At 60.8% G+C, this 25,738-nt stretch carries 25 protein-coding genes; 13 read left to right on the top strand and 12 right to left on the bottom strand.

Annotation, left to right across the window (positions count from 1 at the left end; translation table 11 throughout):
• The first annotated feature begins 104 nt into the window (after positions 1 to 104).
• The 4 genes from VL130_RS05120 (at position 105) to ubiB (ending at position 4,468) form a co-directional block, all read left to right on the top strand.
• Complete coding sequence (locus VL130_RS05120; protein WP_325361656.1) at positions 105 to 1,013, top strand: aldo/keto reductase; 909 nt, start codon at positions 105 to 107, stop codon at positions 1,011 to 1,013.
• Between the two features lie 174 nt (positions 1,014 to 1,187).
• Complete coding sequence (gene mutM / locus VL130_RS05115) at positions 1,188 to 2,054, top strand: bifunctional DNA-formamidopyrimidine glycosylase/DNA-(apurinic or apyrimidinic site) lyase (RefSeq protein WP_325361655.1); 867 nt, start codon at positions 1,188 to 1,190, stop codon at positions 2,052 to 2,054.
• Positions 2,055 to 2,163: 109 nt separating this feature from the next.
• Complete coding sequence (locus VL130_RS05110) at positions 2,164 to 2,952, top strand: class I SAM-dependent methyltransferase (RefSeq protein WP_325361654.1); 789 nt, start codon at positions 2,164 to 2,166, stop codon at positions 2,950 to 2,952.
• A gap of 4 nt (positions 2,953 to 2,956) precedes the next feature.
• Positions 2,957 to 4,468, top strand: a complete 1,512-nt coding sequence (gene ubiB / locus VL130_RS05105) for a 2-polyprenylphenol 6-hydroxylase (protein WP_325361653.1) — start codon at positions 2,957 to 2,959, stop codon at positions 4,466 to 4,468.
• On the opposite strand, the gene VL130_RS05100 is transcribed toward ubiB, so the two are convergent.
• Together VL130_RS05100 and VL130_RS05095 are read right to left on the bottom strand one after the other, a co-directional pair.
• A complete protein-coding gene (locus VL130_RS05100) occupies positions 4,433 to 5,941 on the bottom strand; it encodes a hypothetical protein (RefSeq protein WP_325361652.1) in 1,509 nt (502 codons plus the stop codon). The genes ubiB and VL130_RS05100 overlap by 36 nt on opposite strands.
• A 39-nt stretch (positions 5,942 to 5,980) precedes the next feature.
• A complete protein-coding gene (locus tag VL130_RS05095) occupies positions 5,981 to 6,592 on the bottom strand; it encodes a hypothetical protein (RefSeq protein ID WP_325361651.1) in 612 nt (203 codons plus the stop codon).
• A gap of 70 nt (positions 6,593 to 6,662) precedes the next feature.
• Between VL130_RS05095 and coaBC the strand changes: the two genes are divergently transcribed.
• The 6 genes from coaBC (at position 6,663) to VL130_RS05065 (ending at position 11,949) form a co-directional block, all read left to right on the top strand.
• Complete coding sequence (coaBC, locus tag VL130_RS05090) at positions 6,663 to 7,868, top strand: bifunctional phosphopantothenoylcysteine decarboxylase/phosphopantothenate--cysteine ligase CoaBC (protein ID WP_325361650.1); 1,206 nt, start codon at positions 6,663 to 6,665, stop codon at positions 7,866 to 7,868.
• A 72-nt stretch (positions 7,869 to 7,940) separates the two neighbouring features.
• Positions 7,941 to 9,845: an acyltransferase family protein gene (locus tag VL130_RS05085; protein WP_325361649.1), complete on the top strand. Its 1,905-nt coding sequence runs from the start codon at positions 7,941 to 7,943 to the stop codon at positions 9,843 to 9,845.
• A 122-nt stretch (positions 9,846 to 9,967) separates the two neighbouring features.
• Entirely contained in the window at positions 9,968 to 10,450 is a 483-nt protein-coding gene (gene dut, locus VL130_RS05080) for a dUTP diphosphatase (protein ID WP_325361648.1), read from the top strand.
• A gap of 78 nt (positions 10,451 to 10,528) precedes the next feature.
• Complete coding sequence (locus VL130_RS05075; RefSeq protein WP_325361647.1) at positions 10,529 to 10,915, top strand: DUF302 domain-containing protein; 387 nt, start codon at positions 10,529 to 10,531, stop codon at positions 10,913 to 10,915.
• Between the two features lie 205 nt (positions 10,916 to 11,120).
• Positions 11,121 to 11,477 (top strand): hypothetical protein, encoded by a 357-nt coding sequence (locus VL130_RS05070; protein WP_325361646.1) that lies wholly within the window; start codon positions 11,121 to 11,123, stop codon positions 11,475 to 11,477.
• Between the two features lie 127 nt (positions 11,478 to 11,604).
• Positions 11,605 to 11,949, top strand: coding sequence for a hypothetical protein (locus tag VL130_RS05065; protein WP_325361645.1), 345 nt, complete (start codon positions 11,605 to 11,607; stop codon positions 11,947 to 11,949).
• Positions 11,950 to 12,045: 96 nt separating this feature from the next.
• On the opposite strand, the gene dapB is transcribed toward VL130_RS05065, so the two are convergent.
• The 4 genes from dapB to dnaK all read right to left on the bottom strand — a co-directional run bounded on the left by dapB (position 12,046) and on the right by dnaK (position 17,015).
• Positions 12,046 to 12,795: a 4-hydroxy-tetrahydrodipicolinate reductase gene (gene dapB, locus VL130_RS05060; protein ID WP_325361644.1), complete on the bottom strand. Its 750-nt coding sequence runs from the start codon at positions 12,793 to 12,795 to the stop codon at positions 12,046 to 12,048.
• A gap of 48 nt (positions 12,796 to 12,843) precedes the next feature.
• Positions 12,844 to 13,479: a class I SAM-dependent methyltransferase gene (locus VL130_RS05055; protein ID WP_325361643.1), complete on the bottom strand. Its 636-nt coding sequence runs from the start codon at positions 13,477 to 13,479 to the stop codon at positions 12,844 to 12,846.
• A gap of 274 nt (positions 13,480 to 13,753) precedes the next feature.
• Positions 13,754 to 14,929 carry a molecular chaperone DnaJ gene (gene dnaJ, locus VL130_RS05050; protein WP_325361642.1) on the bottom strand — a complete coding sequence of 392 codons (1,176 nt, stop codon included), beginning with the start codon at positions 14,927 to 14,929 and terminating at the stop codon, positions 13,754 to 13,756.
• Between the two features lie 181 nt (positions 14,930 to 15,110).
• Positions 15,111 to 17,015, bottom strand: coding sequence for a molecular chaperone DnaK (gene dnaK, locus VL130_RS05045; RefSeq protein ID WP_325361641.1), 1,905 nt, complete (start codon positions 17,013 to 17,015; stop codon positions 15,111 to 15,113).
• A 733-nt stretch (positions 17,016 to 17,748) separates the two neighbouring features.
• Here dnaK and VL130_RS05040 point away from each other — a divergent pair.
• Positions 17,749 to 18,267, top strand: a complete 519-nt coding sequence (locus VL130_RS05040; RefSeq protein WP_325361640.1) for a hypothetical protein — start codon at positions 17,749 to 17,751, stop codon at positions 18,265 to 18,267.
• 49 nt (positions 18,268 to 18,316) lie between these two features.
• On the opposite strand, the gene VL130_RS05035 is transcribed toward VL130_RS05040, so the two are convergent.
• From VL130_RS05035 to VL130_RS05025, 3 genes are all read right to left on the bottom strand, one after another.
• Positions 18,317 to 19,234 (bottom strand): alpha/beta hydrolase, encoded by a 918-nt coding sequence (locus VL130_RS05035; RefSeq protein WP_325361639.1) that lies wholly within the window; start codon positions 19,232 to 19,234, stop codon positions 18,317 to 18,319.
• Positions 19,235 to 19,409: 175 nt separating this feature from the next.
• A complete protein-coding gene (locus tag VL130_RS05030) occupies positions 19,410 to 20,162 on the bottom strand; it encodes a VOC family protein (RefSeq protein WP_325361638.1) in 753 nt (250 codons plus the stop codon).
• A gap of 70 nt (positions 20,163 to 20,232) precedes the next feature.
• On the bottom strand, positions 20,233 to 20,583 hold the full coding sequence (locus VL130_RS05025; RefSeq protein WP_325361637.1) for a DUF2147 domain-containing protein: 351 nt from the start codon (positions 20,581 to 20,583) through the stop codon (positions 20,233 to 20,235).
• Positions 20,584 to 20,844: 261 nt separating this feature from the next.
• Here VL130_RS05025 and VL130_RS05020 point away from each other — a divergent pair, with 261 nt between their 5' ends.
• The gene (locus VL130_RS05020; protein ID WP_325361636.1) at positions 20,845 to 22,149 is read left to right on the top strand and encodes an OmpP1/FadL family transporter; all 1,305 of its coding nucleotides are present in this window, start codon (positions 20,845 to 20,847) and stop codon (positions 22,147 to 22,149) included.
• 51 nt (positions 22,150 to 22,200) lie between these two features.
• Here the strand turns inward: VL130_RS05020 and VL130_RS05015 are convergent, their stop codons facing one another.
• The gene (locus tag VL130_RS05015) at positions 22,201 to 23,253 is read right to left on the bottom strand and encodes a hypothetical protein (protein WP_325361635.1); all 1,053 of its coding nucleotides are present in this window, start codon (positions 23,251 to 23,253) and stop codon (positions 22,201 to 22,203) included.
• Between the two features lie 61 nt (positions 23,254 to 23,314).
• On the bottom strand, positions 23,315 to 23,647 hold the full coding sequence (locus VL130_RS05010; RefSeq protein ID WP_325361634.1) for a hypothetical protein: 333 nt from the start codon (positions 23,645 to 23,647) through the stop codon (positions 23,315 to 23,317).
• Between the two features lie 88 nt (positions 23,648 to 23,735).
• On the opposite strand from VL130_RS05010, the gene VL130_RS05005 reads away from it, so the two are divergent.
• Positions 23,736 to 24,080 (top strand): hypothetical protein, encoded by a 345-nt coding sequence (locus tag VL130_RS05005; RefSeq protein WP_325361633.1) that lies wholly within the window; start codon positions 23,736 to 23,738, stop codon positions 24,078 to 24,080.
• A gap of 55 nt (positions 24,081 to 24,135) precedes the next feature.
• Here VL130_RS05005 and VL130_RS05000 read toward each other — a convergent pair whose 3' ends face one another.
• A complete protein-coding gene (locus tag VL130_RS05000; RefSeq protein WP_325361632.1) occupies positions 24,136 to 25,506 on the bottom strand; it encodes a M28 family metallopeptidase in 1,371 nt (456 codons plus the stop codon).
• Positions 25,507 to 25,738: the final 232 nt, after the last annotated feature.

Genomic DNA, 25,738 nt, shown 5'->3' with positions numbered 1-25,738 from the left:
TTTCTTATTTCCTGTAAAGACCTTCTTTAACATTCCCGTCCAAATTCAAACCGATCCTTACGTGGTTAAGGAATCTGGTTATTTTTTTGGGAAAAGACGCACGTATGGCGGCAAGCCTCGGTCTGGGTTCAGCGCAATTTGGCGGTGACTACGGTATTTCGAACACGCGGGGCCGCGTGGGCGAGGACGAAGTGCGCCAGATCCTCGAACTGGCCGCCGACTGCAAGATCCTGAATATCGACGCCTCGCACCATGATGGCGACGTTGAGCGTGTGCTCGGCCGCAATTGGCCATTTCCGTCGCCTTTCAAGCCGCAGGTCCGCACGCTTCGCCTCGAAAACGGGCTGGAATGGCTGGAATCACGCCTGCGCCGCTCGATCGATCATATGGGCCTGGCGCGCGGTCATGCCGCCCTGGTCGATCGCGCTGAAGACCTGATGGGGCCGGATGGCGACGCCTTGTGGGCGCGTCTGGAAAAGCTCAAGGGCGAAGGCCTGATCAGCAAGATCGGCATCAGCGCCACCGCCTCTGACCAGCCCCTGCTGCTGGCCAGGCGCTTCAAGCCCGATATCATGCAGGTGCCGGCGTCTATTCTGGATCAGCGCCTGGTGCGCAACAGCACGATTTCGAGCCTGGCCGAACTGGGCGTCGAGGTGCAGATTCGCTCGGTGTTCCTGCAAGGGTTGCTGTTCCTGCCGCGTGAAAGCCTGCCGGCGAACCTGACGCCGATCGGTCCGCATCTGTCCCGCGTGCGCCGGATGATGGCCGAAAGCGGCGCCGATCCGCTGCACGCGGCCTTAAGTTTTGCACTCAATCTCGAAGGCGTCTCGACCGTGATCGTCGGCGTGACCTCGGCGGCCGAACTGCGCGCCATCGTGGCGGCCTCGGAGCGCAAGGCGCCAAAGATCAGCTGGGAGGCGATGGCGCTCAATGATGAGGTGGCGCTCGATCCGTCGCAATGGTTCGCCGATCTGGGCGAACAGGCGACACGGCGGTTGGTGCGGGTGGCTTAAGGCCAGGGGTCGCGGACCCCTGCACCCCATAACGCGACGGTGCTTAAAGACCTAAATATGAAAAAATCCGGACCCTTGGGCCCGGATTTTTTTCATATTGATATCCTTATCCATTGTCGAGTATCGGGGTGCAGGGGACTGTGTCCCCTGCTCTTAGCCCTCGGAACCATCGCCATGCCCGAACTGCCCGAAGTCGAAACCGTCCGGCGCGGGCTGGAGCCGCACATGGCCGGCGCGAAGCTCAGCGCGATCCGCCTGCATCGGCCGAACCTGCGCTATCCCTTTCCCGAACGCTTTGCCGAACGCCTGGACGGTGCGGAGGTGATGCGGCTGGAGCGGCGGGCGAAATATCTGCTGTTTTATCTCGATACGCAGGCTATCTGGGTGACGCACCTGGGCATGACGGGCCGCTTCCAGGTAAACGACACGCCCGAAGACCTGGCGCGTTATTATCATGCGGTCGCGCCCGATGAGAAACATCTGCATTTTCAGTGCCTGGCGACCTTGCCGAATGGTGAGATCAGCCGGATCGACTATTACGATCCGCGCCGGTTCGGCTTCATGCTGCTGCTCAAGCCTGATGAGTTGTATGAGAGCAAATGGTTCAAGGGGCTGGGCGTCGAGCCGTTGTCTGATGATCTGAACGCCGATGTGCTGCTGAAAATGGCCAAGGGACGCAATGTCAATCTCAAGGCGCTTTTGATGGCGCAAGGCGGTATCGCCGGACTAGGCAATATCTATGTCTGCGAGGCGCTGTGGCGGGCGCGGCTGTCCCCGGACCACAGGGCCTCGGACCTTAAGCCGAAAGCCGCCCAGGCGCTTGTGGCGGGCATCAAGACGGTTCTGGAAGAGGCGGTGGCCTCCGGTGGCTCGTCGATCAGCGATTTCGCGGCGGCTTCGGGTGAACTGGGCTATTTCCAGCACCGTTTCTGCGTTTATGACCGCAAGGGCCGGCCTTGCCCGCGTGAGGATGGCGGCATTATAGAGCGCAAGGTGCATCAGGGACGGTCCAGCTTCTTCTGCCCGGTTTGCCAGAAATGATCGGTTTAAAAAGGTTTTGACCAAAAGCGACGATTTGCCGCTTGCATCCCGCACACCTGGCCACTTTTCCTCTTCGCAAACTTACCGGTTTCGGGCTACAACGCCCCTTATGACCGATACAGCCACCTCCCCCTTTGGTTTCAAGGATGTCGACGCCCGCGAAAAGGTGGCGATGGTCCATGATGTTTTCAAAAATGTCGCCTCCAGCTATGACCTGATGAACGATGTCATGTCGGGCGGGGTTCACCACCTGTGGAAGGACGCGGCCTGCGCCCGTCTCAATCCGCAGCCCGGCGAAGTGATCATCGATTGCGCCGGCGGCACCGGCGATATCGCCCGCCGCCTGGCCAAGCTCGCCCGCGCCGCCAAAGCCCGCCGTCAGTCACGCGGCTACGCGGCGAAAGACGCCGAGATCCGCATCATCGATTATAACGAAGCCATGATCATGGCCGGGCGTGAAAAGTCGGCAAAGAAACATCTCGACGAGCCGGAAATCTCCTGGTCGGTCGGCGACGCCATGAACCTGGCGATCGAGGACAACACCATCGACGCCTATATCATCTCGTTCGGCATCCGCAATGTCGCTGATGTGCAGGTGGCGCTGGGTGAAGCGAAACGCGTGCTCAAGCCCGGCGGCCGTTTTTTCTGCCTCGAATTCTCGCATCCGACCTCTTCGGTGATCTCGAAAATCTACGAGACCTATTCCTTCAAGATCATCCCCTTCATGGGCGAACTGGTGGCCAAGGATCGTGACAGTTACCAGTATCTCGTCGAAAGCATCCAGCGCTTCCCTGATCAGGACACCTTCAAGGGCATGATGGAAAAAGCCGGCTTCAGATCCGCCCGCTATACCAACTATTCCGGCGGGGTCTGCGCCCTGCACGAAGGCTGGGCCTAACCGCTTGTCTGGTCTGAATTCATGGCTGCGCATGTTCCGCACAGGCTTTGTCCTGCTGCATTACGACGCCCTGTTACCGAAGGAAACGGCGCATCACCTGCCGCCGATCCCGCGCGCCTTCACCGGCCTTTTGCGGACACTTTTAAGCAAGAAAACCACGCTGCGCCCCGGCGAACGCTATGCCCTTGCCTTCCAGCAGCTAGGCCCCGCCTTTATCAAGCTCGGTCAGGTGCTTTCGACGCGTGGCGATATTTTCGGCCAGCCGTTCATCGTCGACCTTGCTCACCTGAAGGATAACCTGCCTCCGTTCTCGCACGACATCGCCGAGGCCAGCGTCGTCGAATCGCTCGGCAAGCCGGTCAGCGCCATCTTCTCGAACTTCGGTGAGGTCATCGGTTCGGCCTCCATCGCCCAGGCGCATGAGGCTGTCCTGCTCGACGGACGCAAGGTGGCGGTGAAGATCCTGCGCCCGCAGATCGAGGATATTGTCGCCGCCGACATCGACATGATGACCCTGGGCGCGCGCCTTATCGCCTTCTTTTTCCCGTCAACCCGCCGGCTGGAGCCGGTCGCCTTCGTCGCCACCGTGGCGCAGTCGCTGCTGCTCGAACTTGACCTGCGGCTGGAGGCCTCGGCCTGCGACGAGATCGGCAAGATCATCAATAAAGAGCCGTGGATGCGGGCGCCCGCCGTGGTGTGGCATCAGGTGTCGCGCCGTGTGCTGGTGACAGAATGGGCCACCGGCACGCCCCTCAGCCGCCCCGAAGCCCTGACCCTGCCCGGCCTCGATCACAAGGAAGCGGCCGACAACCTGATCCGCGCCTTCCTCAGCCAGGCGCTCGATCACGGCGTCTTCCACGCCGATCTGCACGAGGGCAATCTGTTCATCACCGCGCCGGCGCAACTGACCGCCATCGATTTCGGCATTATCGGCCGCCTGCGCCCCAAGGAGCGCCGCTATCTGGCGGAAATGCTGTGGGGCTTCCTGCGCCGCGATTACAAGCGCGTGGCCGAAGTCCATTTCGAGGCCGGCTATGTGCCGCGCCATCATAATGTCGATAGCTTTGCGCAGGCTTTGCGTGCGGTCGGTGAGCCTGTGCTCGGCCAAAAAGCCACCGAGGTTTCGATGGGCCGCCTGCTGACGCAGCTTTTCGAGATCACCGCCCAGTTCGACATGCACCTGCGGCCCGAACTGGTGCTGCTGCAAAAAACCATGGTGTCGGTCGAGGGCGTGGCCCGCCGCATCTATCCGGAGCACGACCTGTGGGAAGCCGCCCGTCCGGTGGTCAAGGACTGGATTTCACGCGAACTGTCACCGGTCGTCCAGACCCGCCGCATCGTCGAAAAGCTGATCAGCCGCCTGCGCACAGATGACGAAGAAGAGGTCGAAACCAAGAAGACCGTCGAACTGGCCGCCCTGCAGATCGTGGCCCAGCAGGGCCGGACCTTCGGCCTGATCGCCCTGGTCGTGTCGGTGATTTCACTGGGTGTGCTGATCTGGATGGCGGTTCGGTAAGTCCTTGCGGATATAGGCCATGACCGGCTCATATTTCCTTTTTTGCGCTGGCGTCAGGGTATCCGCCGCCAGGGGCCAGTAATCCGCCATCAGGCGCGCGGTTTCGATATCTGCCGCAATCCACTTTCGCCAGTCATAGCCGCCGATCCCGACCAGCACGATATCGGGGCGACGGGTGGCGAGGTCATGATTGATAACCCTGCGATCATAGACCAGCCAGTTTTCAAGCCGCGCCCGTGTTTCGGCGTCGGGATGCCGCGCCAGCAATTTCCCGGCATTGACCGTGATCCAGCGGCTGGCATAGGTGCCCGCCCATGAACCGCCGACATCGGTGGTAATCGGATGACCGGGCGTCAGATCGGACGTGATGGACATGATAGTCGGCGCCGTCACCTCTGCGCGAATGGGCGCCACCAGCCGCACGCCGCCATAATCGCCGCCGGGAAAATCCGCATAGGTGACAAGATTAAGCAGAACGGCCCCCACAGCCCACCAGCTATAGATTTTCTCGGAGGTTGTCTTCGCCGAAAAGAGGGTCAGGATTGCGGCCATCATCAGCAGAGCAACGGCCGGATAGGCGTGATAGGGCCAACCGCGCCCCTGGATCAGGAAGGCAATGAAGAAACCGCCAGCCCCCGCCAGCAGGACGCCTGCGGTGGGCTTGATCGTTGCGCCGCGCATGGCCAGCCAGAGCATAAGCGCACTCAGGACACTCACCCGCACATTGGTCGAAAAGATGAAATCCGTGAGTGGCCGTCGCAACGGCGCATAGACATCCATCAGTAAAGGCAGGACCTCGCGGGGATAGGCCGGCAGGTACAGCCAAACCATCGCAGCGATAGCCAGGGTCATGGCGGCGGCGATCACGGCCTCCGGGGCGAACAGAAAACGCGCGTCACGCCTGCGGACGGCCAGCCACAGGCAGGCCGTGATAATGCCGAGCGCGAAATAGGGCTTGATCATCGGCGCGATCCCGGCCAACAGCCCCACCACGATGATGGCCGGCCAGTCCGGCGCCTCACCCGCAGCCCGCCGGATCAGCAGCCCGAACAGCGGCAGCATCAGGATCAGCGCCACATGCTCGCGCTCACCAAAGGCAGACAGCGGCGCAACCAGCACAACGAACAGGGTCACCGGCAAGGTCCAGCGGCTACAGGCCTCCACCGACCGGCTGAAAAAGATCGCCGACGCCGTGCCCGCCAGCAGAACCATGACGGTAAAGACCGGCGCCGCCGCCCAGCCCGTCCAGTGCTCGATCAGGGTCGCCGGCAGATAAATGAAAACCGCCATCGGCGGATTGGTTTCGACGATATCGTGATAAAGCGCCACCCCGTGCAGAAAGGCGCGATTATTGCTGATCAGCCAGTCGATATTGGGATCGAGCGGCGCAAACAGCCGGATCAGCACGGCCAGTGCAATCACCGCCAGTGGCCAGCCCCGTTTTGAGAGATATCGTAAGATCGCCGGACTCATGACGGCACTATGGCAATCAGGCGTTACGATTCGACTAAATCACTCGCTATAACTCTCGCGCCTTGGCGTGCGGCGCTGGCTCTCGATGACCTTCTGCTGCCGCCAGTAGGCCGCGCCATTATCCGGCCGGAACATCGTCCGCGGCGCACCGGCCCTGGTCATGACCGCAAAAACATTGCCCTTCGGATCATAAAACAGCGTGTCGCCATTCGTTCGTTTCAGGGTCTGTGTTCCCGCCGGCGGATTATGAATAAAGCCATGCACCATCGCCATATAGTCCGGATATGATTTCGCCGAAAACTCCGGCCCATGCTTCTCAAAATGATAATGCGCGTTTTCATCGGCGGAATATTTGCGATTCTGCGACCACAGTGGCCAGTCACCATAGCGCGTTGCGGTGACCTTGGCCCGTTGCGCCGCGATCGGCAGGGCTTCGCCTGAAACAAGGGCCTCATCCACCACAGGCATGGAGGCCTGTTCGATGTCCTTGCCAGACGCCTGTTTATCCGCCTGCGCCCACACCGGCGTCTTGGCGGGCTGCACCTGTTCGCCCGGCGCCTTGCCCGCACCATCCGGCAGCACCGCCGAGGGTCCGGCATCGCAGGCAACCAGCCCAAGCAGCAGCAAAGCTGATACCCAGATTCCCCGCATAGTCTTGCCCCCTTGCACCTTCAACCCCACCTATGGCACAACCCGGCGGCAAGTTAAAGGATACCTCGTCATGACGGATCAGCCTGTTTCAAAGCGTATTCTGCTGATCATCGGCGGCGGCATCGCGGCCTATAAATCGCTCGAACTGATCCGCCTGATCAAAAAGGCCGGCCTTGAGGTTCGCGTCGTCATGACCAAAGCGGCGCACGAGTTCATCACCCCCCTGACCGCCGCCGCCCTTTCCGGCGACACCGTCTATACCGACCTGTTCGACCTCACCGACGAGACCGAGATGGGCCATATCATGCTGTCGCGTCAGGCCGATCTGGTCGTGGTGGCGCCGGCCACCGCCGACCTGATGGCCAAACAGGCACAAGGCCTGGCCAATGACCTGGCCTCGACGCTTCTGCTCGCCACCGACAAGCGCGTTTTGCTGGCGCCCGCCATGAACGTCCGCATGTGGCACCACCCGGCGACGCAACGCAATCTGGACATCCTGAAGGCCGATGGCGTACTGTTCACCGGCCCCGATGAAGGCGACATGGCCTGTGGCGAATACGGTCTCGGCCGCATGAGCGAACCTGAGGCTATTCTGGCCGCCATCCAGTTTCATATCACCGGCGGGATCGATGGCCCGCTGGCGGGTAAAAAGATCGTCATTACCGCCGGGCCGACGTTTGAACCGCTCGATCCTGTGCGCGGCCTGACCAACCGCTCCTCCGGTAAGCAGGGCTATGCCATCGCCGCCAGGCTGGCGCGCGAAGGTGCTGATGTCACCCTGATTTCCGGACCAGTTTCCCTGCCCACCCCGGTCGGCGTCACCCGTATCGATGTCGAGACGGCGCAGGAGATGTTCGACGCCGCCCATGCGCAACTGCCTTGCGATGTCTTTGTCGGCGTAGCGGCAGTCGCCGACTGGCGCGCGAAGGATATCGCCGCCGAAAAGCAAAAGAAGACTATTGAGAACGAACTGTCGGTCACCTTCGTCAAGAACCCCGACATTCTTGAATCCGTCTCCAAGCATCTCGATATGCGCCCGCGCCTGGTGATTGGCTTCGCGGCGGAAACCCAGAAACTGGAAGACTACGCCAAGGCGAAATTGGCTTCCAAGGGCTGTGACGCCATCGTCGCCAATAATGTCTCGGATGGCGTTTTCGGTTCGGCACACAACCAGGCCACGCTCGTCGATCTTGATGGTTTCACGCCGATTTCCGGCACGACCAAGACCGATATCGCCGATTTCCTCAGCACCTATATCCAGAAACGCATCGCCTGATATGCAGATCACGGTTTCGTAATCGACCTTAATCGGTTATCGGTCATGACCACATTCTTTCAGGCAGGACACATGACAGCGATACACACCCCGGCGGCACACAGGAAACGCGCCGATATCCAGGGTATGCGCGCCGTCGCCGTTCTCGCTGTGCTCGCTTTCCACGCCAGCCACATGGCGCTGCCAGGCGGTTTCATCGGGGTCGATGTCTTTTTCGTGCTGTCGGGTTACCTGATCACGCAGGTTTTGCTGCGGCCGATGGAAGAAAAGCGCTTCTCGATCCGCGAATTCTATCGCCGCCGCATCCGCCGGCTCTATCCGGCCCTGTTCACCGTGCTGGCCTTCACCATGATCCTGGGGCTGATTTTCTTTCCGCCGACCCTGCTGAAGGAACTGGTCAAGTCGCAGTTCTTCACCACCCTGTTCCTGTCCAATTTCGCCTTTGCCCGCGAGACCGGTTATTTCGACCTGCAAGCCGAACTGAAACCTCTGCTCCACACCTGGTCGCTCGGCGTCGAAGAACAGTTTTACCTGCTGTTTCCGCCGATCCTCTATGTGCTCCATCGCTGGGCGAAACGCTTATTGTGGCCGGCGCTGTTCGCCCTGGCGCTGTGGTCGCTGTGGTTCTCACAAACCCGGCTGGCCGCGCACCCGGAAGTGTCATTCTTCTTCCCGACCTCGCGCGCGTTTGAACTGCTGATCGGCGCCCTGTGCGTCGGCCTCGACCGGCGGTTCAGCCTGCCGGTGATCGCGCAGAAAATCCTCAGCCTGGCCGGTTTGGTTGCGCTGGCGATCAGCTTTATTGTCATCACCGAGGAATCGCCGTTTCCCGGCCTGCTTGGCCTGCTGCCCTGCCTCGGCGCCGCCGCCTTGTTGATCTCGCCGAAAGGCTGGGGCAATCGCGTCCTGTCCTGGTCGCCGTTGGTATGGGTTGGCGATATCTCCTATTCGCTTTATCTATGGCACTGGCCATTGCTGGTCTTTACGCGCTTCGTTTTCCCCGATTCGCCGTGGATGATTGTGCTGGCCCTGATCCTGTCGGTGGGTCTGGCCTGGCTCTCCTGGCGCTATATCGAGACGCCCTTCCTGCGCGCCCATACAGAAGAGCATCCCGAAAAGCGCCGCCTGCCGGTATGGGCCTTTGGCGGCCTGGCCATGACCGCCTCTATTGGTCTTTGTTTGTGCATCTATTACGCCGGTGGCCTGCCGCAACGCTTCTCGCCACAGGAACGCGTCTACCTGGCGGCCACCAACGACTACAATCACGACCGCAACAAATGCCATATGCGCTCCGACCGGCCACTGGATTATGACAAGCTGTGCGTCTATGGCGCCGCCGATGTGCCGGCGAGCTACGCCGTCTGGGGTGACAGCCACGGCGCCGAACTGGCCAAGGTGCTCGGCGAACGCCTGACCGCAAAGGGCGCCAGCCTGAAATCGATCACTATGTCCGGTTGTCCGGCCACGCTGAGCCGCGCAGCGGTCTGCCGCCAGCACAATATCGATACGCTCGCCGCCGTGAAGGCTGACCCGAATATGCGCACCGTCATCCTGGTCGGCAATCTGCACGACGATGACGCGTCGTCACGCGCGGCGATCAAGGGGATGGAACATACCGCGCTGGAGCTTAAAAAGACCGGCAAGCAGGTCGTCATCGTCTATCCGATCCCCACTTTTGATTTTGATCCACCCTCCAAGCTGGCGTTGGAATCGCGGGCTGGACACGCCCCGGAAACGATCGGCACGCCCCATGCCGCCTATGAAAACCGGCGGGGCCATATCCGCGATGAGTTCGCCCGTTTTACCGAAATCAACGACATGACTGGCATCCGGCCAGACGCCCTCTTCTGCGATTCCATCTGTCATATCTACCGGCCCGGCGCCGGCGTGCTCTATTTCAACGCCGGACACCTCAGCCTGACCGGCGCCGGCCTGCTGGCCGACGAGATCGAGCGGGCACTGGAAGCGCCGCTGTAACGACGATTATCCACAAGCGGTTCAAACCTGTGCAAGGTTTTGGTTAACCAGGCTCGTTTACGGCGCGCCATGGGCGGCCTAAACTGACGAAAGATTTCCAGCTTTTTATGCAGAGACCGCACATGAACGCCCATACCCGCCCCGAAGCCTCGCCGGAAGTTACCGCGCACGTGCTGCAACTGCCTCATGCCGCAGGGCTGGCGCTGCCCGCCTATGAAACCGAAGGCTCGGCTGGCCTCGACCTGCGTGCCGCCATCGCCGAAGGCGAGGAAATCACACTCAAGCCGATGGCCCGCGCCCTGATTCCGACCGGCCTGAAGATGTCGGTGCCGCTGGGCTACGAGGTACAGGTACGACCGCGCTCGGGGCTGGCGCTGAAATTCGGCATCACCTGCCTGAATACGCCGGGCACGATCGACAGCGATTACCGCGGCGAGGTCGGGGTCATCCTGATCAATCTCGGTTCGGAAGATTTCGTTATCCGTCGCGGCGACCGCATCGCGCAGATGATTGTGGCGCAGCACGCCCGCATCGTGTGGGAAACGCCGGAAACCCTGGAAGCGACGACACGGGGCGAAGGCGGTTTCGGCTCGACCGGCCGCTGATCACCTGCGCGAGAAATGTCTGGACGGGCGGCGCCCTCTGCGGGACAATGCTAACGTCCACACATAAAGGCGCCGGTCATGACCTATCATTTCACCAAAGTCCTCGATTGCGCGTTTGACGACGCCGTCACGCGCGTCACCCAGGCCCTGGCGGACCAGGGGTTTGGTGTCCTGACCACCATCGATGTCGCCGCCACGATGAAGGCCAAGCTCGGCGCTGAAATGAAGCCCTATATCATCCTGGGCGCCTGCAATCCGCAGTTCGCCTACCGCGCCCTCCAGGCCGAAAACAAGATTGGCACCATGCTGCCCTGCAATGTCGTGGTTCAGGATATGGGCAACGGAAAAAGCGAGGTCTCGGCGGTCAACCCCCTGGAATCGATGTCCGCCATAAAAAATGCCGGTCTGGCGCCGATCGCAGGCGAAGTGACATCGCGCCTCCAAACCATGATCGATAGCCTTTAGGCAATTTCTCGTGGCAAGCGAGTAACACTCGCCAAAATATTGCATCCGTGATCTGCCCGGCACACATTTCCACTTTGAGAGAAATGCGAAGCGCCCCATCGTGTCATCATACGTATACGAACTGACGTCCCCTAACCTCAAAAGAGGTTCAGACCAAAGGCCCTGATCAGGCTTCTGAATACCCCACTTTTGAAAGAGACATCGTATGAGTGAATTTACGCAATTTCTGTGGGCCATGCGAGATTCAATCCAGGCGGCGCTGGTGGGGCTAAACCCTGTCCCGACGCTGATTTTCAGCCTGTTCCTTGGCATGATTCAGCCCAGGCGCAGCCCGACATGGCTTCTGGCGGCGCTTGCCGTTATTCCCGCCACAATCGTTACCGCCCTGTTGCCGACAGTGGCGGGTTACCAGGCGATCTGGCCGGACCTGACCCAGTTGGAGGTCCAGTTCCAGATGATCATACTGTTTATATTGAGCTATCTCGTCATCCACGCGACCGGGCTGATCAAAGCGACGCTGCCGCCGATTACACCCAAGCCGAACAGTCATAAACCGGTCTGATCAACCAGTTTGCGCAATGAAACAGATAGTTTTTTGATTTTTGGTTAACCATGCTATCGTTCAGTATCGCCTCATTCCGGCGGAGCGTACCCTTATGCCAAACCAGTGACATCAAAAAGGATACCCTATGAACGATATCTGGACCTTCTTCACCGGCCTGAGCGACGGTTTTCGTGCCGCCCTCGGCGACGTCAATCCCCTGCCCATTCTCATCGTCGCCATCGTTATCGGCCTGCTGCAACCTAAATCCGACAAGTATGCCCTGAAGGCCGCCGCGGCCCTGCTGATCGTAATGGCCTTCAATATTTTCCTGCCACTGTTGAACGGCGGCCAGCCGAACTATCCTGATTTCCGCCATATCGGCGCCATCGCGCAACTGTTCCTGCTGTTCGTCTTCGCCTACGGGATGATCGGCGTACTCGGCAGCCTGAAAGCGGTCCTGAAACTGGGCGCCGCCAAAAGCGCGCACTAATATAGGTCGCTCAAACGCCGGACCAGGCGTCCCTCATGGCTCCCGCGCAAACCTGCGCGGCGGCCAGTCGCCCCTGCTGAAACCTAGTTTCGGAAGTCAGAACCCTAAGACGTCCTGCATATCGTATATGCCTGGCTCTTGCTTGCGGCCCCACAGGCCGGCCTGAATGGCGCCGCGCGCGAACAGCGTGCGGTCGCGGGCGCTGTGGGCGAAGGTGATCAGCTCGTCTTCCGAGGCGAACAGAACGCTGTGTTCGCCAACGATGCCGCCACCGCGAATGACGGAAAAACCAATGTCGCCGGACCTGCGCGGACCGGTGATCCCGTCACGCGCGGCGACCCTGACGTCCTTCAACTTGACACCCCGGCCGTGGGCGACCGCATCCCCCAGCATCAGGGCGGTGCCGGAGGGGGCATCAACCTTGCGCTTATGGTGGCTCTCGGTGATCTCGATATCCCAATCCTGAGCGCTCAGGCGGGCGCTGGCCTGCTTTAAAAGCCCCATCATCAGGTTGACGCCGAGCGAATAGTTGCCGGACTTTAGCAACACGACCTTTTCGGCAAAGGATGCCAGGGCGGTCTCCTGCTCCGGTGTGAAACCGGTGGCACCGATGACCTGAACGATCGGCGCGCCCCGGCGATCGCCTTCGGCGGCACAGGCCTGCGCCAATTGCAGGGTGGCTTCGGGCGTCGAAAAATCGATGACGACATCGGCATCGCTCAGATCGAAATCGTCACCCTTGTCAAAGCGAGCGGATACTGTGTGTCCGGCGGCTTCCAGCACATGCGCGATGGCCTGGCCCATGCGGCCCTTGGCGCCATTGATAGCAAAGCGTGTGGTGGACATGATCAAGCCTTTGTTTCGTCGTTCAGTCTTCCGAATAGGCACAAGGACTTACGGGGTCAAGGGGCCTTTCGGCCCCTTGCCTTTGAACCTGAATACTTTCGCCTTCAACAACTGCGGCTGACCGAAATCCGGCACCTCGTATTCAGCCAGCGGCGCCAGCAGATCAAGCGGCAGAGATTTGCGGCCCATATCCCCGACCAGAACGTCAATGCCCGCTGCAATACAGTCCGTGAAAAGCGCCGACATCTTCTCGGCTAATGTCGTGTCGTAAAACACATCACCCCCCATGATCACATCGGTGTCCGGTGGTATTATGAGTTCGCCGGTGCGCGCCGTAATCACAACCTTATTGGCTTCGGCATTCAGTATGGTGGCCATTATAGCATTCGGATCGATATCGACGGCCATAACCTCTCTAGCCCCGGCCTTCATGGCGGCGATGGCGACCACGCCGGAACCGCAGCCGAGATCAACCACGCGTTTGCCGCGCACGCTTTCAGGGTGATCGAGGATATGCCGCGCCAGCACCGTACCGCCGGCCCAGTGATAGGCCCAGTAGGGCGGCGTCTCGCCCAGCCGCGACAAACGGCTGCCGGCATGAGCGCGATAAAGCGCTATTTCCGGCAGCCCCGGCGCGGGTTCGAGGCGGAGGTTTTGCAGGATGAAGTCACGGATATCGGGCATAGGGCTTTGTGGCCGAGGCGCGGAGAGAAAGCAAGAAACCCCACCACCACGCCTTCGGCGCGGTCCCCCTCCCCAGTAAACTGGGGAGGTATAAGAAGGTGAACTTTATACCTCCCCGGCTGTGCCGGGGAGGGGGACCATGAGCGTAGCGAAACGCAGTTCGGCGAAGCCAATGGTGGTGGGGTGTCTTGATTCCAAAGAAAATCCCACCGGAGAGGTTCCGACGGGATTTCCAAATTCTATAGCGAATCCGGGTTAAGGGTGCCAAGCACCCTTACTGCGCGGCTGCACCGGTGATGTCTTCCCAGAAGCGCTTGGCCTTGTGCATGAAGCCTTGTGACTGCGCGTAGGACTGCTCCTCCGAAAGCGCCGCAAATTCCTTCATCAGCTCCTTCTGGCGCGGCGTCAGGTGCTTCGGTGTCTCGATGAACAGTTCGACGATCAGGTCGCCCTTCTTCTTCGAATTGAGCACCGGCATGCCGCGCTCTTTGAGCTTGACCTTATGACCGGTCTGGGCGCCTTCCGGCACGGCGATCTGGAGCTTGCACTGGCCGTCGCAGTTTTCGCCGCCCATCAGGCAGGGCACATCCAGCTCACCACCGAGAATGGCGGTCGCCATCGGCACGGGGATCGAGCAGTGCAGATCGGCGCCGTCGCGCTCGAAAATATCGTGTTCGGCCACGGTCAGGAAGATATAGAGATCACCCTTCGGCCCGCCTTTCGGACCGGCCTGGCCTTCACCCTTGAGCAGGATGCGCGCGCCGTCATCAACACCGGCGGGAATGCGGACCTTGAGGTCTTTATTCTTGCGAACCTGGCCATGACCCCGGCAGTTATCGCACGGATCCTTGATCGTCTGACCCTGGCCGTTACAGGTCGGACAGGTACGCTCGACAGCAAAGAAACCGTTCGACGCCCGCACACGGCCCTGGCCACCGCAGGTCGAACAGGTCACCGGCTTAGTGCCAGCCTTGGCGCCGGAGCCGTGACAGACTTCGCAGGTTATGGTCGTCGGGATGGTGATCTCGACATCGGCGCCCTTATAGGCCTGTTCCAGCGTGATTTCGTAGTCTGCGCGGACATCCGGCCCGCGCTGCGCGCCTTGCGGCCCGCGGCGCTGCTGCTGGCCGAAGATATCGCCGAACATTTCCGAGAAGATGTCCTCGACGTTCGAGAAGCCCTGCGCGCCGTTAAAGCCGCCACCGCCAAAACCGCCTTGCTGCCCGTTCACGCCGTCGTGGCCGTAACGGTCATAGGCGGCCCGCTTCTGGGCGTCACTCAATACGCTGTAGGCTTCGTTGACTTCCTTGAAGCGCGCCTCCGCGCCATCGTCGCCGTGATTACGGTCAGGATGGTGCTCCATCGCCTTTTTGCGGAACGCCGATTTGAGGACCACCTCATCGACCGTGCGCTCCACGCCCAGCACTTCGTAATAACAACGCTTGCTCATACTGCTTGCCCCGATATCAGCCATGCCGTCGGCGCATCGCGCGACGTTCCGGCCTCATCTGTCCATTTCAATTGGAAAACTTTAAGGAAAGGCGGCAAGGAGTCAAACCTTGCCGCCTCATCCGTGCAGGATGCGGCTGCGATACCCGTAATAAGGTCAGCCGTCGCACCCATCTGAGGCCTTAGCCCCGCTTCTGATCGTCGCCGTCGACTTCCTCGAAGTCGGCATCGACAACGCCGTCGTCTTCCGCCGTGCCGGTCGGCTCTTCGTCGCTCTCGCCCGCTTGTTGGGCGTACATGGCTTCACCAAGCTTCATCGAGGCGGTCATCAGGGTCTGGTGCTTCGCCTTGATGTCGTCGGCGTCTTCACCGTCGCGGGCCGTCTTGAGGTCGGTCAGGGCGGTTTCGATCGCCGTCTTGTCTTCGGCGCCTACCTTGTCGCCAAAGTCCTTGACGGCCTTTTCGGTGGAATGGATCAGGGCGTCGGCCTGGTTGCGGGCTTCGATGAGCTGCTTGCGCTTCTCGTCCTCGCCCTTGTTGGCTTCGGCGGTCTTGATCATTTCCTCGATATCGGCATCGCTGAGGCCGCCATTGGCCTGAATGCGGATCGAGTGCTCCTTGTTGGTCGCCTTGTCCTTGGCGTGGACATTGACGATGCCGTTGGCGTCGATATCGAAGGTGACTTCGATCTGCGGCACGCCGCGCGGCGCCGGCGGGATGCCGACCAGGTCGAACTGACCCAGCATCTTGTTGTCGGCGGCCATCGGGCGCTCACCCTGGAAGCAGCGGATCGTCACGGCCGATTGATTATCGTCGGCGGTCGAGAAGGTCTGCGACTTCTTGGTCGGGATCGTGGTGTTGCGTTCGATCAGCGGGGTGAACACGCCGCCGAGCGTTTCGATACCCAAGGTCAGCGGGGTCACGTCGAGCAGCAGCACGTCCTTGACATCGCCTTGCAGCACGCCGGCCTGGATGGCGGCGCCGAGCGCCACGACTTCGTCCGGGTTGACGCCCTTGTGGGGTTCGCGGCCGAAGAAGGTCTTCACGGCATCGACCACCTTGGGCATGCGGGTCATGCCGCCGACCAGGATGACTTCATCGATATCAGACGCCTTGAGGCCGGCATCCTTCAGCGCCTGCTGGCAAGGCCCGATGGTCTTGGCGATCAGGTCTTCAACGAGCGATTCCAGCTTGGCGCGGGTCAGCTTGAGGTTCAGGTGCAGCGGACCGGACGCGTTCATCGAGATAAACGGCAGGTTCAGGTCGTATTGCGCGACGGTCGACAGTTCCTTCTTGGCCTTTTCCGCTTCTTCCTTGAGGCGTTGCAGGGCCAGCTTGTCGGAACGCAGATCGACGCCGTTTTCCTTCTTGAACTCGTCAGCCAGGTAATCCACGACGCGCATGTCGAAGTCTTCACCGCCGAGGAAGGTGTCGCCGTTGGTCGACTTCACTTCAAACACGCCGTCGCCGATTTCGAGGACCGAGACGTCGAACGTGCCGCCGCCGAGATCGTACACGGCGATCTTCTTGCCGTCGTTCTTGTCGAGGCCATAGGCCAGCGCCGCCGCGGTCGGCTCGTTGATGATGCGCAGCACTTCGAGGCCAGCGATCTTGCCGGCGTCCTTGGTGGCCTGACGCTGGGCGTCGTTGAAGTAGGCCGGAACGGTGATGACGGCTTGCGTGACCGTTTCGCCGAGATAGGCTTCGGCGTCTTCCTTCATCTTCATGAGGATAAAGGCCGAGATCTGCTGCGGCGAGTAATCCTTGCCGTGCGCTTTCACCCAGGCGTCGCCCGAAGGGCCCTTGGAGATTTCGTAGGGCACCATGCCCTTGTCCTTCTGAACCATCGGGTCAGCATAGTTGCGGCCGATCAGGCGCTTGATGGCGAAGAGGGTGTTGGACGGGTTGGTGACCGCCTGGCGCTTGGCCGGCTGGCCGACAAGGCGCTCCGAGTCGTCAACGATGGCGACGACGGACGGCGTGGTGCGCACGCCTTCGGCGTTTTCGATCACCTTGGGGGTTTTGCCGTCCATGACAGCGACGCAGGAATTGGTCGTGCCGAGGTCGATACCGATAATTTTAGCCATGGATTTCAATCTGCTCCGTTGAGGCGAATGGTCTGTAGCGGCCTTATGTGAGGCAAGCGCCGCGATTGTCCATCCCCGTTAAGATGAATTAAGGGATTTTTTCAAGCCCCCTCGTGAAAGGGAATGCCTGAAAGCTGTAGCCGATATGGGATATATGAACGGAGGCGCAAGGGCCGACAAACAGAATGGCCCCAAATTTTTAGGGCCAACCAGGGTCGCGCAAGGGTGCGAGGCACCCTTGACCCGGAACGCGACAGCGCGTGCGGCAGCCCCCTCACCTTATACCTCCCCGACTTGTTCGGGGTTTAGCGCCAGCGAAAGTATAGCTTTCGCCAGCTATGGGACCGTCCGGCGTAGTCTTTAGGCGAAGCCGGATGGTGGTGGGGTTTCTTTGTTAAGTCGCCGTGAGCCTGCCTTGGAAGCTTATTGCGCACGTTAACCTCTTTCTCGCAACGCGATTGCAGCCAGCTTTTCTACAAGCTGCGCGCAAGTGACGCCATTGCATTCAATGCAGCCTTGCCCTCCGTTCTCCTCCCCTGTAGCGAAGCGTACGGGGGAGGTGTCAGCGCGAAGCCCGCAGGGCTGGTGTCGCTGACGGAGGGGGCCATACCGCCGCCAGAAATGCCCCCTCCGGCGGGACTTCGCCCGCCACCTCCCCCGCTTCGCCAAGAGGCTCGCAAGGGAGGATAAGCAAATCTATCCCCGCTCCCCAAAACCGCCTCATCATTTCCTGATGGATACCCCTGAGGACATCGCCGCTGACCTGTCACCGCTCGAACAGCGGCGGGCGGCGCTGCGCGCCCTGTCCGACGACATCATGGAAACCATCAAGGATTTCCCCAAGCCGCAATCCTGGCTGGAAGGCGACCGCGCCATGCGCTGCCTCGGCACCGCCGATCGCGTCACGGTCCAGTTGTTCAGCAAGGTTCGGGCGCACACCTCCCCCCAACGCAATACCGCCCCGCCCGCCCCCGAGCCAGAAGCGCCTTTCGTCTACACGTACGACGACGATGGGGTCGAAGACGGCGAAGAAACCGACAGCGGCAAAGCGCTCGATGCCGCCCTCGACGACATGGAAGCCCTGCTCGACGCCATCGATCGCGGCGAGACGCCCGCGCCTGGCAAACGGCCTCAATTACCCGCTGCGAAGGCCCCTGCCACAAACGGCCGCAATACGTCCTATCAGGATCTGGCGCAACACCTGAGCCGTGGCCGAGACCTGCTTATGGAACTGGCCGCCGTCCCGCCATAAACACGCTTCCCGCGCCCCAAACAGGGAACGCGGGAGACGTTAAAAGACGTCATTTGGCCTCGATAAACGGCACGACCATGGCGACGACCTGAGCGGGCTGCTCCTCCATGATCCAGTGACCGGAATCGGTAATGACCCCGCTGCTGACATTCGTGGCGACAAAGTTCAGTTCGGTGGCCATGTTCGCCCCGTAGGAATGATCGCCACCGATCGCCAGCACCGGCATGGTCAGCTTGCCCTTGGCGAGGAAGGCCTGATTATCGATGCCATCCTGCGTGAAATTGACGAACTGCTCCAGCGCATCGTGCATGGCGTGCGGCCGGGCATACAGCTCGGCATAATGCACGCGCGTGGCCTCATCTATGCCCGCCGGATTGGCCGACAGCTCATTATAGAAGCGGTCGAGGAAGATGCGCTCGCGCCCCGCCACCAGCCGTTCTTCGTCAGGCCCATGAAAATTGAAATGCCAGGTCTTGGGGTTGCTGAGCTGCGCCGCCCAGTTGCCGACACCCGGCAGCGGCGCGTCGATCACCGCCCAGCGCGTGATGCGGTCCGGATACTGCGCCGCCAGGGCATAACCGACCATATTGCCGATATCGTGAGTGACCAGCGCCGCCTTCGTGACTTTCAGATGGTCCATGACGGCGGCGATATCCTGCGCCTCGGTCTTCTTGTCGTAACCGGTATCCGGATGCGACGACAGGCCCATGCCGCGCAGATCGGGCACGATGACCGTATGGTCTTTCACCAGCACTTCGGCCAGCGGTTCCCACATGTCGCCACTATCGCCGAAGCCATGCAGCAGCACGACAGCCGGGCCTTTGCCGCCTACGCGGACATGCAGGGTGGCGCCGTTTGTGGCGATCTCTTCGGTATGGAAACTGGCGGGAAACGGCTTGACCTCGGCGGCAGCAGGCAAGGCCAGGCACGCAGCGGCACTCGCCAGCGCGATAAGCGGAATACGCATGAAAGGCTCCTATTGCGGGCTTTGAATGAGATGGGGTAAGCGACAAACGCGCGTCGCCGGCACTGGACCGGCGATTTCGATCTTGGCGGGTACATTGCCGGGATCGAACGTAGTTTTGCCATCTCTTGCCGCACGGTCAACCGGCAGTGCCGTAATCGTGATCAGCCGCCCGCTATCAGGCCGCCGGACGTGATCCCAGAAGGCCGAACAGGGCGCCTTGCGGATCGCGGGCGACCACGGCCCACTGACCGCCAGGCACTTCCATTGGCGGCATCTGGAGCGCCCCGCCTCCGTTGGTAAGGCATTGGATCGCGGCGTCAATATCGCCAACGTTGAAATAGAAGAGCCAGGCCTGTTGCGGCAGCGGATTGTTCATCATGCCGCCGGTCAGAACGCCGCCGGCAGTAAAGGTCTGGTAGGTGCCCATATCCCCCATGTCCACGGCCTGATCCTTCACCCAGCCAAAACGGCCGGCGTAGAAATCAAAGGCGGTTTCCCAGTTGGTGGCGTGATATTCGTTCCAGCCGCAATGGCCCAAAGCGCCCGACTTGAAGGCCTGGCTCTCGCCTTCGCCGGTCGGGGTCATGACGTAGATGGCCGCGCCCTGCGGATCGGCCAGCATGGCCATGCGGCCGACGCCGGCGTCTTCGTTGGCCGGCCACAAAACCTTGCCGCCGGCGGCCTCGAAAGCGGCGGCCTCCGCATCCACATCGGCCACATTGACATAGCCGAACCAGGCGGGCGGCATACCGGCATCCGGCACCTTCATCATGCCGCCAACCCCTTCGTCAGCGGCCATGATCCGGCGGTAGTCCATGCCGGGCGTCTGGCTTGGCGAAACCGTCCAGCCGATGACTGCGCCGTAAAAGCTTATCGCGGCATCGAGATCCGAAGTAATCAGTTCATACCAGATAAAATGGCTAGCCATTGTGTCCTCCGCTTTCTTTATCGTGCTCATAATGGATGAACCACCGGCCAGAAAGAGTCAGCAAGGCCCCCTACAGCCGCGTCCACACCTGCGACTTGCAGAAAATCTTGAGTACACAGCCTTGCAGCTTGAGATTATTGCCGGTCACGGCCGCCGAGCCATCATAGGTCTTGTCATCCTTCGGATCGGTGATCTGGCCGTTATAAAGCCCGCCATTGCCTTTCAGGTGACCGATTTCCTTACCGGCATAGGGACCATTGATCAGCTTGATGCAAAAGCCTTCGGCGCAGGGCGCGATATGGGCCGTATCGCCCTTCATCGTTTTCCAGTCGCCCTCGATCGGCTCGGCGGCAACCACCGGCAGGGCCAGGGCGCTCGTCCATAGCGCCAGCGCGCCCATTAGCAATATTTTACGATTCACGGCCGTCCTCCACTTTGTTTCTTGTCAGCGGGCCGCCTACAGCTTTCGCCTGCGGTAACCCTTGCCTTGCCGGACTTGCCGGCCACGGTTGACGTTAACGTAAATACAGTCTGACGGGAATGTCAAATTTATTACACCCGTAAAAAAGTTGACACGAACGTCAACAATTTGATTGACGTGAACGTAAGCGTAATGTGAATGTCGCGAATAATCACTCAGGCGCACGAAGAGCCGGTGAAATTCGCATAGGAGTAAACGCATATGAAATCCGTGAAGATGATGGCGCTTTTCGCCGCCTCCGCACTCGCCCTGACAGCTGGCGTCACCACCGCCGCCCATGCCGGCGGCTTCTACCTGCAAGACCTGTCCGCCAAGCAGGCCGGCAATGCCTATTCCGGCGCCGTCACCGCCAAGGGCGCCGACGCCTTGTGGTGGAACCCGGCCTCGATCGCCGGCTCGACCACGAAGGACCTCAGCTTCGGCGCCGCCTATATCGCCCCCAAGGGCAATGTCGATGACACCGGCTCGATCATCGTCCGTCCCGGCCAGGCCCCGGCCCCGGTCGGCGGCAATCCGATCTCCAAAGACCCGATCTCCACCGGCGTCCTGCCGAACGGCTCGTTCTCGATGCCGCTTAATGATCGCGTCTCCATTGGTATGACCGTCACCGCGCCGTTTTCCTTCGAGACCAATTATGATGCCGATAGCTGGGCGCGTTATGACGCCGACAAGACCCGCCTGACGACTATCGACATCCAGCCGGTCGTCGCCTTCAAGGTCAATGACTGGCTGAGTCTCGGCGTCGGCCTCAACGCCGAATACACCAAGGCGACGCTCAACAACGCCCTGCCGAACCTCTCGCCCCTGCTGCCCGATGGCGCCCAGACGCTGGAAGGCGACGGCTGGAACTACGGTTATACGGTCGGCGCCCAGGCGCATCATGACAAGATCACCGTCGGCCTGAGCTACAAGTCGGCCATCAAGCACGAGCTGAGCGGCGATCTGACGGTTTCCGGCCTGCTCGGCCCGCTCGCCGCTTCCAACGGCACCAGGGACGGTCTCTCGGCCACGTTCAGCACGCCGTCACAAGCCATGCTCGGCGTCACCCTGCAAGCCACCGACAAACTGGCCCTGCACGCTCAGGCGATCAGCTTCGGCTGGAGCGAGTTCGACTACATCACCATCGGCGCGCCGGTCTCCCAGGCCATTCCGGAAGACTACCGCGATACGGTCAGCCTGGCGATTGGCGGCGATTACGTGATCAATCCCAAGTGGACGGTCCGCGCCGGCATCCAGTCCGACCAGACCCCGACGCGTGACGGCCACCGCGACGCCCGCGTGCCCGATGCCGACCGCATCGATTATGCCGTGGGCACCAGCTATCAGGTGACGCCAAGCTTCGCCATCGATGCCGCCTTCACCTATGTCGCCTTCGCCAAGAGCACGCTCAGCACCACCACCGCGGCCTATGCCGGCACTGCCGTCCAGACCCCGATCATTATCAAAGGCGCCCTGAACGACGCCAGCGCTTCGGTGCTGTCCATCGGTGGCCACTTCACCTTCTAGGCCGGCCACAAGCTGACCAGACCCGGGGAGTGTCTCAGGGCGCTCCCTTTTCTATTCCGCGCAGCCGTTATAGATACTGGCGCTCAAAGCGCCGATAGCGGTTTGGGCGTCCGCCGCCGCCACATCCGGCGCCAGCCTGTAGGCACGGATGTAATAACTGGTCAGTGCCTTCACGGCCACAGCCCCGGCCGCCGCGCGGCCGGGCGGCAGGTCTTCACTTAAGCGGTCCTTCCAGATATCATCCCGGTGCAGCCGTACCACGGTCAGCATCTTTTGGGATTCGCGGAAAACCGAAAAGCGGATCGTACCGTCACAATCGCCGACATCCTGCCAGGCGTGATCGGCGAAGGTCTCCAGTTCCGGTACCGGCGGCAGCATGGCGTCGCAATCGGAATCCGGCACCATGCTGTCCAGCATCCCGCCGTAATAGGCGCCGAGCGCCTCGATCAGCCCCGGCCGGCGCAACAACGCATCGCACGGCATGGGCATGACATCACCCGCCTCCATATCGGCGACCACGAAATAGGCACTGAATCCCTTGTCGGAGGCCACGACCTTTTCCGGCATCATCGATTTGACGTTTTCATCGTCAGACAAGCTCTGGGCGTCTTCCACCAGCGCCCCCACCACCTGCCGGCGTCTGGCGTCATCGCTGACCGTGACATAGTGATAGAGCGCGCCATAGAGCGGCGCCAGTTTCGGGTATTCCCGTTTCAGCACCGCCAGGGCGTCATCGGGATCACGGAAGAGGGTCGCCACGGCCAGTTCGCCCAGCCGCTCCCGGTAGGCACCGCTCATGCATTTGTCGGAAGGGCCATAGCGCGTATCGGCGCAGTCACGGTTCCGGTTCGCCAGCCAGGTCTTTTGCTGCGCGGCCTGCCCGGAAGCGCCCGAATTGAACAGATCGATCCTTGATCGGGCATAAAGCCTGGCCAAGTCACGGTCCTGTTGCGACAGCCCCGCATCCTTGCAGATGATCGCTTCCAGGCTGGAAGGATGGGCACAACTGAAACTCGGTCCCGTCTCAGCGGCATTCACCTGCCCAAAACCGGCGGCCAGAAACAAAAAACCTGAAAGAAATACCCCCGACGCCCAGATTCCCATATCATCCCCCTCTGTTACGTCACAGGGAACCGCGAAAAAGCGAAAGGGTCAAGACTGCGTGTCAGTCCTTCATCTTGCCCCAGGCTTCGTCGTAATCGGCCCTTTCGCCGATATCCCCGGCCCTGGCATTGATCAGGCGCGCCGTTTTGCGGAAGTCGGTCTCGGCCTCCTTGCGCAGGGCCAGCGCCGTCTCCCCGAAACGCTTTTCCCAGGCCGGCGCGTAGGTCAGGGTAATGAGATAACCGGCCCGGCGGTAAAGCTCGGTCAACCGTTCGCGGTCGTGAGCGTGCTTTATATCGTCACGGATTTCTCCGAATATCCGGTCGATATCGGCTTTGTTGTCGACGTGACCGTATTTCACATCGTTCTTTGGTTTTTCCACGCCCTTGACCATAATCTTGCCTCCAGGATGGCCTCCCCTCATGGCGAATTGTCTTCATCCTGTCGTAAGAAAACAATCTGAAACCTGTCAGGAGACGCATATGCGAAAATACATTCCAGTCCTCGCGGTCCTTGCCGTTATCGGTGCCTCTAACGCTCACGCCGCCAGTTTTGACTGCGCCAAGGCGACGACCGCCGACGAAAAGACCATCTGCCGCAACCGTAGCTTAAGTGACTCCGATGTGAAGATGGCGACCATGTTCAGCATGAATACCCGGCTGGTCATGATGGGGTCGCGCGGCAATATGCAGGACCGTCAGCGCGAATGGGTGGCCGAGCGCAATACCTGCAAGGGCCGTTTCAAATGCCTGACCGCGGTCTATGCCAAACGGATCAGCGAATTACAGGCTGATTTCGATGGCATCGCCTCGCGCGGACCGTTCTGATCTGCTTAATCAATGGCGAAAACGCGGAAGGGCGATCCCGGTCTGTATGTTGCAGCTATTCCGGCTTGCCGCCCGGTTTCCATTCCGGTTTGAAATCGCTGTTGATCAGATATTCCACCGGCACGATCAGCGACTGGATCGCCTGCGTCATGAACGGCAGGTCGAGGTGGGCGATATCGTCGGTCTTGTCGTGGTAGGTCGGAGTCACCGCCCAGCCGGAAATGGTGTGGGCAACGATGCCTTTCAGGGCCAGCGAGTAATTGTCCGAGCGTTCAAAGAAATGCTGATCCGGATAAGGATCGGCGGTGATTTTCGCACCCTTGGCTTTCAGGATTTCGCCGAGATTCGAGCGCTCGAAACCCGTCATCATCAACTCGCCGGTCGCCATTTTTGGGTCCTGCGCGCCGATCATCTCAAATTCGAGATTGGCGACAATCTGCTCCAGCGGAATAGGCGGATGTTCACCAAAATAGGTCGAACCCAGTCCACCGATTTCCTCCGCGCCATAGGCGACAAACAGTACGCCGCGCTTCGGTTTTTTACCGGCGGCAAGCGCATGAGCCACTTCCAGCACCGCCACCGTGCCGGAGGCGTCGTCATTGGCGCCGTGCATGATGGTACCGTCAAGCCGGACACCGAGATGATCGAGGTGCGCCGTGACCAGGATGACGCCCCCCGCCGGATCGCTGCCCTCCAGATAACCAATGGCATTGGTGGTGACGCTGCGCTCCAGCGTGGCGCCGCCAAGATCGAGGGTGATCATCTGGCCATTGGTCGCAACGGCCTGTGCAAAGGCGGCGTCCGACAGGCTGATCAGGTCCGGACGCGCACCGCCCATGCCATTCTGACCGCTGTCGAGTTGCGGCGCCGTGCCGGTCTGGCCACCGAAGCGCTTCAGCAGGGCGCGGCTGTCGTCACTGTCACGCACGATCAGCAGCTTCACGCCCCTGGCACGGGCCGCACGCCACCAGCCGGCCAGAGGCGTCTTGCTCGAATTGTTGATGAGCAGGATATCCCCGGCGGGCAGATTGGCGATATCATCTGATGAAACGACCACCAGATTTCCCGCAATCGGCTTACCGTTGGTATACAGCAAGGTCAGACCGTCGCCTTCACTGGTCTTGACATCGCCCACACTGAGCGCCGCATGACCCGTCAGTTTTGGCGTTACCACCCCGGCGGTTTGCAGATAGCCGCCCATGCCCGGCGCGGGCTTGAGGCCATAGCTCTGGAACTGAGCGCCCACATAGGCCGCCGCGATGGCTTCGTCAGGAGACGCGCTCTTGCGGCCGCGCAAGGCATCCGACGCCAGAAACGCCTCGTGCGCCGCCACCCATTCCGGTTTCACCGTCCAGGTTTCGGCCATCGCCGATGTAGAAACCAGAGCCAGCAAACTGGCGGCGAGAACGAGACGGTATTTCAGCATGTACGGCCTTTCAAGTGAAGCCGTCAGTGTTAGTTACAGCCTCAACAAACGTCAAGCCGGACGCCCCAAACTTGACTTTCCCGCCGTCCGCACTACCTTATAGGTATGATTATCCGCGCCCAGCTCACGTTTGTCCGTTCGCTTAAAGGGAATCCTGTCACAGGATTTTAGCCCGATGCTCGGCCCTGCGCCCTCCGAGCTTCGGGGCGCTTTATATGCGGATAACCGGCTG

The sequence above is a fragment of the Asticcacaulis sp. genome (genome assembly GCF_035497195.1).
GTDB lineage: Bacteria > Pseudomonadota > Alphaproteobacteria > Caulobacterales > Caulobacteraceae > Asticcacaulis.
Note: the sequence above shows the minus strand (reverse complement) of the source record. Positions and strands in the feature narration are given on the sequence as shown.